This is a genomic window from Psychrobacter pulmonis, assembly GCF_904846465.1.
Taxonomy (GTDB): domain Bacteria; phylum Pseudomonadota; class Gammaproteobacteria; order Pseudomonadales; family Moraxellaceae; genus Psychrobacter; species Psychrobacter faecalis.
This window is the reverse complement of record NZ_CAJHAT010000003.1, coordinates 293,786-306,518: the sequence shown is the minus strand read 5'-3', so window position 1 is coordinate 306,518 and position 12,733 is coordinate 293,786. Positions and strand designations below refer to the sequence as shown.

11 protein-coding genes are annotated in these 12,733 nt (G+C 43.3%); 3 read left to right on the top strand and 8 right to left on the bottom strand.

What is annotated here, in order from left to right; genetic code table 11:
• Positions 1 to 128: 128 nt before the first annotated feature.
• Together JMX70_RS07620 and rodA are read right to left on the bottom strand one after the other, a co-directional pair.
• Positions 129 to 749, bottom strand: a complete 621-nt coding sequence (locus tag JMX70_RS07620; protein ID WP_201590937.1) for a septal ring lytic transglycosylase RlpA family protein — start codon at positions 747 to 749, stop codon at positions 129 to 131.
• A 946-nt stretch (positions 750 to 1,695) separates the two neighbouring features.
• Positions 1,696 to 2,838 carry a rod shape-determining protein RodA gene (gene rodA / locus JMX70_RS07615; RefSeq protein ID WP_201590934.1) on the bottom strand — a complete coding sequence of 381 codons (1,143 nt, stop codon included), beginning with the start codon at positions 2,836 to 2,838 and terminating at the stop codon, positions 1,696 to 1,698.
• 274 nt (positions 2,839 to 3,112) lie between these two features.
• On the opposite strand from rodA, the gene JMX70_RS07610 reads away from it, so the two are divergent.
• On the top strand, positions 3,113 to 4,090 hold the full coding sequence (locus JMX70_RS07610) for a D-Ala-D-Ala carboxypeptidase family metallohydrolase (protein WP_201590931.1): 978 nt from the start codon (positions 3,113 to 3,115) through the stop codon (positions 4,088 to 4,090).
• Positions 4,091 to 4,186: 96 nt separating this feature from the next.
• Here JMX70_RS07610 and JMX70_RS07605 read toward each other — a convergent pair whose 3' ends face one another.
• The 3 genes from JMX70_RS07605 to JMX70_RS07595 form a co-directional block, all read right to left on the bottom strand.
• Positions 4,187 to 5,740, bottom strand: a complete 1,554-nt coding sequence (locus JMX70_RS07605; RefSeq protein ID WP_227671198.1) for a M16 family metallopeptidase — start codon at positions 5,738 to 5,740, stop codon at positions 4,187 to 4,189.
• 51 nt (positions 5,741 to 5,791) lie between these two features.
• Entirely contained in the window at positions 5,792 to 7,363 is a 1,572-nt protein-coding gene (locus JMX70_RS07600) for a M16 family metallopeptidase (RefSeq protein ID WP_201590928.1), read from the bottom strand.
• A gap of 111 nt (positions 7,364 to 7,474) precedes the next feature.
• Positions 7,475 to 7,627, bottom strand: coding sequence for a hypothetical protein (locus JMX70_RS07595; protein WP_190295458.1), 153 nt, complete (start codon positions 7,625 to 7,627; stop codon positions 7,475 to 7,477).
• Between the two features lie 829 nt (positions 7,628 to 8,456).
• On the opposite strand from JMX70_RS07595, the gene ftsY reads away from it, so the two are divergent.
• Positions 8,457 to 9,368 (top strand): signal recognition particle-docking protein FtsY, encoded by a 912-nt coding sequence (gene ftsY / locus JMX70_RS07590; protein WP_223808455.1) that lies wholly within the window; start codon positions 8,457 to 8,459, stop codon positions 9,366 to 9,368.
• Positions 9,369 to 9,430: 62 nt separating this feature from the next.
• Positions 9,431 to 10,003, top strand: a complete 573-nt coding sequence (locus JMX70_RS07585) for a methylated-DNA--[protein]-cysteine S-methyltransferase (RefSeq protein ID WP_201590925.1) — start codon at positions 9,431 to 9,433, stop codon at positions 10,001 to 10,003.
• Positions 10,004 to 10,184: 181 nt separating this feature from the next.
• Here JMX70_RS07585 and JMX70_RS07580 read toward each other — a convergent pair whose 3' ends face one another.
• From JMX70_RS07580 to JMX70_RS07570, 3 genes are all read right to left on the bottom strand, one after another.
• On the bottom strand, positions 10,185 to 11,195 hold the full coding sequence (locus JMX70_RS07580; RefSeq protein ID WP_265089131.1) for a ferrous iron transporter B: 1,011 nt from the start codon (positions 11,193 to 11,195) through the stop codon (positions 10,185 to 10,187).
• A 51-nt stretch (positions 11,196 to 11,246) separates the two neighbouring features.
• Complete coding sequence (locus JMX70_RS12675) at positions 11,247 to 11,420, bottom strand: FeoA domain-containing protein (protein ID WP_227671206.1); 174 nt, start codon at positions 11,418 to 11,420, stop codon at positions 11,247 to 11,249.
• A 541-nt stretch (positions 11,421 to 11,961) separates the two neighbouring features.
• Positions 11,962 to 12,711, bottom strand: coding sequence for a YebC/PmpR family DNA-binding transcriptional regulator (locus tag JMX70_RS07570; RefSeq protein ID WP_102077564.1), 750 nt, complete (start codon positions 12,709 to 12,711; stop codon positions 11,962 to 11,964).
• Between the last annotated feature and the right edge of the window lie 22 nt (positions 12,712 to 12,733).

Genomic DNA, 12,733 nt, shown 5'->3' with positions numbered 1-12,733 from the left:
ACGTTAAAAACGAAAAAGCGCCTAACTTTAAATGAGTTAGGCGCTTTTTTTACAACTAACGTTAAGCAGTTTTTTCGATAAAAAACCGTTAAAGGTTTAAACCGCGAATGGTCTAAAACGTTAATGGTTTAAGAAGAGGGGCCTGAAACACGCTCAATAGAGACGTTACCCACACCTTTATTGGTAATACCAAGTTGCTTGGCAGCACCGTAAGATAAATCCAACACACGGTTACCATGGAATGGACCACGATCGTTTACTTTAACGACGACGCTTTTGCCATTGGTTTTATTGGTAACTTTAACGTAGCAGTTCAAGGGTAACGAGCGGTGAGCAGCGGTTAAACCATTCATGTCAAAGGTTTCGCCACTGGCAGTTTTGCGGCCATGAAACTGACGACCGTACCAAGAAGCCAAACCAGTTTGTTTAAATTTGCTTACAGAATTAGAAGCGACTGCCGTTAAGCGCTCTAAAACATCTGCATCATTGGATACTTGGGCAGTGTCGCTGGCGAGTAATGGGCTGCTAAGCGCTAATGAAGTGGGCTGACGAGCAGACTTAACTAAGCTTGATGCGCCGTCATGTTGACGACTAAGTTCACCGAGCACACGGTCAATACGGGAGGCGTTATCTTGCGAAATCGTTGCAAGGGAGGTTTTTGATTCTACAGCATTTGCATTAGTAGCGATTGCAGAGCCAGCAAATAAAACGGCTGACATTGTAAGTAAACCAGATAAACGCTTATTCATAAATACCTCTATAGCGTATACATTAGAACCTAACTCTAAAACCTCTTAGAGGGAGCGAGACAATATTAGACCACTCTAACAGTGCCGCAAACTCGAAAGCCGCTCTATCATCTATCTGTTTTATCACGATGATAGTAAATATGGGCTTTTATAAGCTCTAACATATGGTAATTTTCATTTATATCATCATAAGTGGCTCGGGAATTATCGTTATATACGACTCGCAAAACCCACTTATGACACGCTCAAATGATAGTTAACAATAGTAATCAAACAACCAAAGTAAGGTTGCACCAATCGATAAAGGACTTTTTTGCATTGCTAAGTTAATAAAGGGTTTAAAGTATGTTGCGTATTACTTTGTTATTAAACCGTTAATTAAGTACTGACTTTGCAAGCCCAAAATCTACAATTTGCTAACTATACGGACGAGCTACAACTGCAATATAATTAAATGATATCTTTCTTAGTAGCTATGTACGCGTTGTGTATCAAACTACAATAAAAGGAGGGTAACGCAATTATTTGTAAAAAACAAGGAATAAAACCTAACAGTACTAATCGGTCACTAATAGGGCTTCATCTGGGTTTTGCCAAAACATAAGAAGAATAATAGCTATAAATAACAACAACTTATGGTTATTTCTAAAGCAAGAAAGTTAAGGTTTTAATAGTAATTTATGGAGAATTAATGACAAATAAGAAAAGCTTAAAAAAGTAGATATTCATTTAATTTGAGCAATTTCGCTATTACATTAGATTACTTAGCCAAGCACATTTTGCTTCAGTTTCTAGGCAAATTTGTTAACGTACCATTTTAACCCTGTCTATATAAGGGAGTTATATAGACATTTAAACCCAAGTTTATCGTGATTATCGAATGTAATATTGGTTATTAAAGATGAACTTTACAGGTGAATAGATTGTAAATAATACCTGCTATGGCTTAGCTGGATTTGTGAGTATGAATTGACATTAGTAGGCCAAAACCTGCCATTAACGTCACGATAGCAGTACCGCCATAACTGATAAAAGGTAAAGGTACCCCAACAACGGGTAAGATGCCGCCAACCATGCCGACATTGACAAAAATATATACGAAAAAAGACATCGCAAGTGCACCTGCCAGCAATCGACTATAAACATCAGGGTGCGAAAATGCGATATATAAAGCACGCATAAGCAGGCAAGCATATATAAACATCAACAATATCACGCCAAGCAGACCGAACTCTTCGGAAAAGGCAGCAATAATAAAGTCAGTATGACCTTCTGGTAAAAAATGTAGATGCGACTGCGTGCCTTCTAAATAGCCTTTACCGGTCAAACCGCCCGCGCCAATGGCGGTTTTGGACTGAATGATATTCCATCCAGCACCTTGGACGTCAGCTTCAGGATTGAATAGCGTTAAAACGCGCGTACGTTGGTAGTCGTGTAATAAAAAGTTCCAAGCAAATGCCACCAATGGCACGGCTAATGCTGCCGCACTAGCAATCAAGCGCCATGATAGACCCGCTAAAAACAATACAAAAATGCCACTGGCTGCGACCAGCAAGGAAGTACCAAGGTCAGGCTCTTTGGCGATTAATAATACCGGCACGACAATTAACGCTAAGGTGATGGCAATACTTGATAATGAAGGCGGTAAGTCACGTTTGGATAAAAACCACGCACACATCATTGGCATACCAAGCTTCATAAACTCTGAAGGTTGAACGCTACCAAAACCAGGTAAGTTAATCCAGCGCTGCGCACCCATACGCACCTCGCCAATGATATCGACCAACACCAACAATATCAGCCCCAATACATAAAATATGGGCGTAAAGGTACGATAAAGGCTAGGCGGTATCTGCGCCATAGTAAACATCACCGTAAATGCCACGCCATAACTAATGACTTGGCGGATGACCATATCAGTGTCTTGGCTTGCTGCGCTATATAAAATCGTCAAGCCAATGCAACAAACGGTCAATAGCAATAAGGTCAGCCACGGATCAATATGGATACGTTGCCAAAGCGTCGGCGCACGACCTCGACCAAAGTGATGGCTTTGACGAGAAAAACGGTACTGGAGGTTAGAAGACATAGGTGATATGTGACTGATAATTGGCGTGAAAGAAAAGTCTGCTTTGACAAACGATAAGTAAGCAATCAGCGAGGGCAAAATGTTTATCGGGCAGCTTAATTAAGAATTTGGTAGCAAAACCCTAATTTATCCGTAATAAAGTAACGACAATATGAACATTATAAGGATAAGTGTTAATAACGAATCAGTGACCATCAATTCGCTGCGATAGTTTAGCTTGCTTGCTTAAAATTTGATAGTATCGATAAAACGTTTTTAGCGGTAGTTTCTGGTAATGATAAAGACAAAAAAATTTATTTATAGGCACATTTATAAGCCTATTATCGTCCTAGGTATTTGTGCCAACAGTATTTCTGTGCACGCCGCTATTATAAGTGATAATAGTGAGCGCCGCATCCAAATCCGTCATGGCAGTGGTACGAACAATAATAGTGGCAATGCTTATATCACACCCGCTAGCAGTTATGGCAGTCAAAGCAATAGCTATAGCGGCGGCGCAACCATCTTGAGTGAAGGCGCTCGTCGGTCAAATGGTATTAGCGGCGACAGTATGCAAGGGCTGATTCAACAAAAACAGCGCGAGTTTAACTTCGATAGCGCAGTATCGATAGAAGAAAACAAACGCGTCATTACCAATAGAGGAACGCCACGTTATAGCAGCGGTAATAATAACTTTGGAAATAGTAATTATAACGATTTTACCAGTATGGATTTTAATGTATGGTTAAATAGTAATAGTTACCGCGCAAGCCAAGTGGCCAATTATCAACAATATTTAAGCTCACGCGTCGGCGCAAGAAATGTACCGCCCTTATCTCAGCTGTTGACGACCGCTCGTAGTTGGGATAAATGTGGTTATGAGCCTTATCAGCTACCACCGCAGGAGTTATGGGCAAATATTGTACCGACCTTGCAGCTTTATAGTCAGCTAAAACGCCAAGGTATTTTACCTGCCAGTACCGAGATACGTTCAGTATATCGCAGTCCGGGGTTAAATAATTGCGCGGGCGGGGCGAGTGCGAGTAAGCACATGACCGCAGGCGCGATGGATATCTGGGTGCCTGAATATGAAGGCAATTTATGGCAGCTAAGTCGCATGCAAGATAGTCTCTGCGAGTTTTGGCAATATCAAGGGCAGTCGCATAACTTTGGTTTAGGACTGTATTCTACCGGTGCTATTCATCTTGATACCGATGGTTATCGCAAATGGGGCTTTAATCATGCCAGTAGCAGCTCCGCTTGCCGCTATTAAAAGCAGACTCTTCAATTTAAAAAGCTCAGCCAGTGATTACTGATTGAGCTTTTTTATTGAGCTATTTTTTAAGCGTCTGTAAAAATAATATTGGCTCTACGACTTTTTCTTAGGTTTCTTCTCATCCCATGGATTGACCTCACCAACAGTCACGATCAAAAAGTTATCAGGCTTTAGAGTGTCGCGCAGGGTTTGGTTGACTTCTGAGAGTTTAACCTGTTCGATGCGATTGACATAGTTGGTCAAGTAGCTGTTAGGTAGCTGATAAAAATTCATCATACCAATTAAGCTGTTGATTCCAGCATTACTGGCAAATCCCATCGGAAAGCTGTTTTTTAAATTATCCGTGGTCAATTTCATCTCATCGCTGGTAATACCTTTATCTAATGTCTCATTAATCACATTTAGGCTGGCATCAATTGCTGCGCGTGCTTTGTCATTACGGGTTGAAAATCCAATTTGATAAGGACCACGCGCCAACATCGGGTTCATAGAACCTGATATGCCATAAGTATAGCCGAGGTTTTGCCTGACTTCGGTCATCAGACGCGCGTTAAAATCGCCCCCTGCTAGCACTTCATTACCGACGGCAAAGTTGGTTTGCTTTTGCTGCGCTTGCGGGTCGGTGGCACGCTTTTCGCCCAGTTGTCCCATCAATACCGTAGTTTGGGTGCTAGGAAACGGAATATGAATATGTTGAGGCTGGGTTAGTGGCTTTGGTTCGGGCAGGGCCGCCGCCGCTTGACCCGCTGGCAAGTCTGCCGTTATTTCTTCCGCCAAATTTTTCGCTTGTGCCAAAGTCAAATTACCCGTCATGGCAAGCGACGCATTGGCAGCGACTAGATAGCGATTTTTAAAATCAATTAGCTGTTTTCTATCAATATTAGGAACGCTTTCAAGTGTGCCAACCGATGGATGCGCATAAGGGTGGTCGCCATACAATGCCTTACTAAAGGCGATACTGGCAAGACTGCCAGGGTCTTGCTTTTGCTGTTGTAAACCGACCAATAAGCGTGCTTTATTACGGGCTAAGATTTTCTCATCAAAGCTCGGCTCAGTAAGCATTTGCGTCATTAAATCAACCGCAGGCAGTAGATGTTTATCATCAGATAAGCTACGCAATGAGACAATAAACATGTCTTTATAGGCGCTACTACCTAAACTGATACCCAAAGTTTCGACCGCTTGCGTGAACGCGTTTTCATCTAAGCGTTTGGAGCCTTGTTCAAGCATTGTCGCGGTCATATTGGCGATACCAAAGCCTGATTCACTGATAGTACCGTCACGCGCGCTACCGGCATTAAAGCGCAAATCAATATCGACAATGGGCAAGGTAGTGGTCGGCACGAAAAGTACAGGAATACCGGCTTTGGTCTTAAAGCTCTGTATGTCTGGCACCGTGACTTCTAAAGGTTTCGCATTTTCAAGACTACTCAGCTTAGAGAGAGCAGCAATAGGCGCGCTGGTATCGACAGCGGCTGCTGGCGTACGAGCATCTTCGCTACCTGCCATATCTGCCTGCGCTACGGTGGTCAAGCTCATTATGCCAAACAAGGCGCAAGCACTTACATAAGGGAGCTGCTTAAAATGTGATGATAATTTATTTTTTTTGAGAAAAGGTATTTGCGTCATGTCTTTCTTCTTATTCATAAGGTCATCAGTATAGGGTTTTTGCCAAGTTAATTGGATAGCACATTGATGTTATTTAGCTTTGCTTGCCGCTTCTTTAGTAGCGGTATTAGTAGCATCATTTTTACTAACGGTATCTTTGCTCATCTTATTTTGGCTAACGTTATCTTTAGCAGCAGTCTCTTTAGGCGGGATGATATGCATGACCGTTAAATTATCTTTGACCAAATACTTTTTACTTGCCGCTTGGATATCTGCAATGGTTACGCTATCAAGCTTGGTTGGCAATTTGGCAAGTAACCTATCATCAAGACCGATAGATTGCAGCGAGCCAATCATCCGCGCCTGACCTTCCATGCTATCCTGTGCGTATATCAAGCCGGTGACAGTATTGGTTTTGGCGCGCTCGATTTCATCGGCAGAAATTGGGTCGGTTGATAGCTTATTAATCTCATTGATAATGGCTTGTTGTGCCTGCGCTAAACTGACGCCTTCGCGCGGGGTTGCTTGTATCAAAAACAGCCCATCGCCGCGATCGAGCAAATCGTAAGAGGTACCAACTGTGGTCAGCAGTCCTTGCTCGCGTACCAGCCTGCTCTCTAGCCGCGCGGATAGACCACCATCTAATACATCTTGCGCAAGCGACAGCGCATAGGCTTGCTTCTCATTGTTAGCGCCCGCTGTTACCAGACTGGGCACGTTATAACCCATCAGCAAAACAGGCACTTGTACCGCTTGCTCGGATTCTACTTGCTGATAACCGCGGAAGCCCTTTTGCGTGACCATAGGACGCTTAGGTAACGCGCTTGGTTTTAGCTCCCCAAAATAGCGTTTGACCTGCGCTAATACGTCGGTTGGCTCGACATCGCCGACAATAACCAACGTGGCATTATTAGGTGCGTACCATGTTTTGTACCAGTCTTTTAAATCGTTAAGGGTAATCGATTCAAGCTCATTCATAGGGCCAATGACCGATTCGCCTTTTGGACTGTTTGGCATTGCCAGCAAGCGAAATGACTCATAAGCTTTGGCTATCGGATTGTCATCCGTACGCTGACGACGCTCTTCCATGACCACTTGATGCTCTTTGGCAAACGCTTTGTCATCAAATATTAAGTTTTTCATGCGATCTGCTTCTAGCTCTAAGGCTAACGGTAAGCGATTGGCAGGGAATAGCTCGTAATAACCGGTAAAATCGTAACTGGTAAAGGCATTATTGACGCCGCCAAATTTGGCAATCAAACGCTCATAATCGTCGCTTGATACATCAGCGGTACCTTTGAACATCATATGCTCAAGCACATGTGAGATGCCGCCTTTATCGAGAGGTTCATCTGCTGAGCCGACGCGATACCAAATTTGGGTCATGACCACAGGCGCGCGGTGGTCTTCTTTGACCACTATCTTTAAGCCATTTTCAAGCTGGTATTCATGGCGACCAGACATATCCATGGTCAATGCTGAAGATTGTTCGGTATTTTCTAGCGTTTGATTTTTATTCACTACCTGTGTTGTTGCGGCATTTTTAGTCGTAGCAACTTCATTTGTCGAAGAAATTGCGCTGGTTTGGCAAGCCGCAAGGGTGGTCGCCATCGCTAAAGCGCAGGCAAAGCGTAAAGAGATAGTAGGTAAAGATGAGGGCATGATAGGTTCTACTTATATAAAAGGTAGCTGATAAGTGACTGAGTGATAAAATGAGAATGGTGCATATTTATGCTTAGATGAATATGCCTATTTATGACAAACATAACGCTATTATAAAGACTTGTGTGCTCCCACCATGACGGTAGCAGTCGGTTTGAATTCTTGTGTAGTGCTACAGCCAGTTGAAGACAACGCGATAGTAGCAACAAGCAAGGCGGCGCCCATTTGGGTCATTTTTTTATAATCGTTCGATAGTGATAACATAGGTCATTTCCAATATAAGTGGACAAAAAAAGCAAATGAAATAGGGTGGTATAATCATGCTAAGGGTAGGCGAAGTTTGCCCTATCAAGGGTCAGATTTTTGTGTCCAAACCTTAAGCGAAACTTGCTTAGCTAGTTATAGGATTTATAAACCTCTCATTAGGAAGATTATTCTTAATTACTAAACGTTTTTACTATGAATTTATGAGTTTTTATAATTTAACCATGCTCTGCGATGCTAAAGGCTAAGCGTCGCTTGAATTATGCTAAACTAGGCTAAAAATAATCGTCCGTTAAACACCAAAGGCGGGCGGCACATCATTTTAAAAACTACTGATAATGATAACTTTTAGGGCAAGCTTATGAATAATCCCAATAATAGCAATCGTGTGGTCATCAACCTCGACGGCGGTCTTGATGATTTGGATGACGATGATATTACCTTACCCAGTCTGCCAGCGCAATCGGTGCCTATCATCGATGAGCCTGAAGATACTTCACTTACCGATACAGCGGCAGACCTACCACTAGCGACGCCGATTATTGAGAAAGAAAAACAAAGCCCTGCTGCAAATACTATAGAGGGTACTGTAGAAACAACGGCAAAAAGTGCTACAAATACTGTTGCGTCGCAGTCTATAACTTCAATTCCTACGATGCCTCTGCAAGATCATCTGGGCGATAGTGCGAGCGTCACCTCTAAAAATAATGATAGCAGCGCTATTGATAAAGCAAAAACTGAGTTACAGCAGCCGACAACAGCGCCAGAAGAGTCGCAACAGTCAGAACAGACTGAGGAAAATAAGAAAAAAGGCAGCTGGTTTAATCGCATGAAGACGGGGCTGAGTAAGTCACGTAAAAATCTTGCCGAAGGGATGGTTAGTATCCTTATCGGTGGTAAAGAGATTGACGATGAGCTCTTAGAAGAAGTGGAAGACCAGCTGTTGGTGGCTGATATCGGTGTCAATGCAACCAATCGTATTATTAAGAGCCTGACTGAACAAACTGCCCGTGGCGATTTGATTTATGCCCATTCATTATATAAAGCACTGCAAACTGAGCTGGTCGATATCTTAACGCCAAAAGTTGCGCCATTAGTCATCGATACCAGTAAAAAGCCCTTTGTTATCTTGGTAGTGGGGGTCAATGGTGTTGGTAAAACGACGACTATTGGTAAACTTGCTAAGCGCCTGCAAGGTGAAGGAAAATCCGTCATGTTAGCGGCTGGTGATACGTTCCGTGCCGCGGCGACTGAACAGCTACAAATTTGGGGTGAGCGCAATCACATTCCTGTCGTTGCTCAAGGTCATGGTTCTGATAGCGCCTCTGTTATCTTTGATGCGATGCAATCTGCCAAAGCAAAAAATATCGACGTGTTAATCGCTGATACGGCAGGGCGCTTGCAAAATAAAACCCACTTGATGGCCGAGCTTGAAAAAGTCGTGCGCGTGATGCGTAAAGCTGATCCAAGCGCGCCGCATGAAGGCATGATTGTCCTCGACGCTGGCACGGGTCAAAACGCCATCAATCAGGTCGAGTTATTTAATGAAGTCGTGCCATTAACCGGTATTACCATTACCAAACTAGACGGTACGGCGAAAGGTGGTGTGGTGTTCAATATCGCTGAAACCACGGATGTGCCGATTCGTTATATTGGGGTCGGTGAGTCGATTGATGATTTGCGCGCCTTTAGTCCAAAACAGTTTGTCGCCGCTTTATTTGAGACTGACGATAAAGAGTAGCGCTCTATAGGTTTTTTACAATAAGTAAGTGTCAAAATTATGAGTGTTTAGAGGAAGGAATAATGATAGTCACCATCGCAGCGGTTGAGTCGCACCAGTTGGCGTTGATTGCCAGTACGCATGAGCATAGCAGCCCTAAGCTGGTCGAAGTCAATTGGCTGCAGGTGGGTGATTCTTGGCACAGCTCAAAATCTCTTCCCAAGCTTAAAAAGCATTATGGGCTTGTCGATGAGAATTTCACCTTTATCGCTCAAAATAACCTGAGCAAAAGCGAGCCTGCTGAGGCGTTACTTCTAGAAGCGCTTGAGCAATTAGCAGCGTATTTTAAAGGTAAGCGTCAAGCATTCGACTTGCCATTAGACATAAGCTTAGGCACTGATTTTCAGCAATGCGTCTGGCAACAGCTGCAACAGATACCGCATGGTGAAACGATTAGTTATGCCACACTGGCGCAGCGAGTCGGTAATCCTAAAGGCTTTCGCGCCGTCGCCAATGCCAATGGCAAAAACCCCTTTAGCATCATCATTCCTTGTCACCGCGTTATTGCGAGCGATGGTAAATTGGGCGGTTATACCGGCGGCTTAGATAAAAAAACATACTTGCTGACGCTCGAAGGGGCTGAGGTTAAACGCTAAGGTTTTTCTTTACTAAGCCAAAAATTCTGACTCTAAGTTTTTTGGCTATTTAAAACATTTGCCGCAGCCATTGCAATCCTTCGACTTTTTAAATATCACCTTGGTCCATACGTAATAAATAGATAAAACCACCATCATAAACACCAATAAATACTCGACCCATGTACTCATCATTACCTCTCTAAAATCCGAAAATTTGTCCTGTCACCCGATAGGTTAGCCCCGCCATTAAATAAGCCAATACGAATAAATAGCTGGCTATGGCGATGGTTTGTTTCAAAGAATTGGTTTCGCGGCGAATAACGGCTAGCGTGGCCAAACACATCGGCGCGTAAACATAAAATGCCAAAAATGAAAACGCAGTAGCCAATCCCCACTGCGTATGAATAATAGGAATAAGCGTCTGATTGACCGCTTCATCGCCGATGCTACCGACCGCATATACCGTGCCAAGCGCGGCAATAACGACCTCGCGCGCGGCAAGCCCTGGGATTAAAGCAATACACATCTGCCAAGTAAAACCAATGGGCGCAAAAATTGGCTCAATCATATGCCCAAGCATGCCCGCAAAACTATAATCAATCGCTGGGTTTGTCGCGCCAATCGGGGCTGCGGGAAAAGTCACCAATACCCACAATATTACCGTCATCGCAAAAATGACTGTACCGGCTCGCATTAAAAAAGCACTTACCTTGTCCCAAAGCTCACTGGCAATATGTTTGATATTTGGCAGACGATAAATAGGGAGCTCTATCAATAAGGGAAATGCTGCCGCTTTTGCCGTCGTGCTATGAAAGCGTTTGAATAGCCACGATACAAACGCCGCTGAAAAAATACCGGCGATATACAATACAAATAAGGTCATACCTTGTAAGTTGAAAACACCTAGGACGGTTTGATTGGAAATCACCGCTGCAATAATCAGCGCATAAATCGGCAAACGCGCCGAACACGTCAGCATGGGCAATACCGCAATCGCCACAAAACGTTCTTTATGATCGGGAATAGTACGGGTCGACATAACCGCTGGCACCGTACAAGCGAAACCTGACAACAAAGGGATAAATGAGCGTCCAGATAAGCCTACTTTAGACAATAAGTTGTCCAGTAAAAAAGCGGCGCGCGGTAAATAACCTGAGTCCTCTAGTATTAATAAGAATAAAAATAGCAGGGTGATTTGTGGTACGAACACCACGACGTAATACAGTAAGTCAGGAGCAAGTCAGTAAATTAGACTGAACACTTACCTTGAATCTATAGCGATACAGCTGATTTTAATGAGCTCATCGGCGCGTAAGCTAAACTGCGCACCGGTACTCAGTTGCACCGCATAAGGCGGCTTGCCAAACAGACCTTTGGCAACGATTTGAATAGTGGTATTGGGCAGAAAGCCTAAATCTTTGAGTCGTTGACTGATAACGCCGTCGATATCACCAAAGTGCTCATTAGCGACGATGTCATTAATAATGGCAGGCTAATGCTTAGCCAAATCGAGTAACGAGCACAGATGAGTCGCTTTAGGGTTAAGCGTATGAATATTGACGACAGTGGCGGTTGGATAAGAGGGCAGAAGGGACGTACGCATAAAGAATCCTTATCCATTCTTATATGTTAATACCCCACTCTCAACTTATTTTTCTAAGGTATTGGTTTACTTAGTTTTTAAAATTTCAGTTAAAACAATTAGAATTTTAAATTCTATAAAAATCAAAAGCCTACGATAAGTTGAGATTGGCGTATGTTAATGATAATTGTTACTGTTAAAATCGAATTATATGCCTCGCTTATTGACGATACAATACCCATAAAGGATGATGCAAATAACAAAAAAAACCAGAGAGTATGACACTGTCTGGTTTTCATTTTTTGCTACGGATAATATGGTTTTTGACGTAAGCTAGCTAAATTTGCCAAGGTTTTTTGCTGGTAAATCTTAGACTAAGCTCAGACACATTAGGCTACTGTTCAAGCTGCGCCATGACTGCATCGGTAAAGCTCACATTACTATAGACTTCTTGCACATCGTCAATATCTTCTAGCATATCGATCATTTTCATCACTTTTAGCGCGTCGTCGATATTATCAATCTCAGCGCTGGTGGCAGGTGCCATAGTGACTTCGGCATTATCAGAGACAAGCCCTGCTGCATTGAGCGCATCTTTTACTCGACCGAAATTTTCCCATTCAGTAATAACCAGCAAGCTTTCACCATCGTTTTCGATATCCAGCGCGCCAGCGTCCAAAGCCGCGAGCATGACTTCTTCTTCTAAGCTGACATCGTTAAAAACGATTTCACCGCGTTTGGTAAACAGATAAGCGACCGAGCCTGAGGTACCAAGATTGCCTTCATTTTTGGTAAAGGCATGGCGCACTTCACTGACCGTACGGTTCAGATTGTCAGTCATGGTTTCTACCAGGACCGCAACGCCGCCGACGCCATAGCCTTCGTAGCTGACTTCATCCATATTGTCATTATCATCGCCGCCTGTACCACGAGCAACCGCACGGTTAATGGTATCTCGTGTCATATTAACTGATAAGGCTTTTTCGATTACCGCACGCAAGCGTGGGTTTTTATCAGGGTCGGGGTCACCTTGCTTGGCAGCAGAAACAATTTCACGAATAATCTTGGTAAATATTTTACCTTTTACCGCATCCTGACGGGCTTTACGGTGTTTGATATTTGCCCATTTTGAATGGCCTGCCATATGACGTCCTTACGTTTTACGG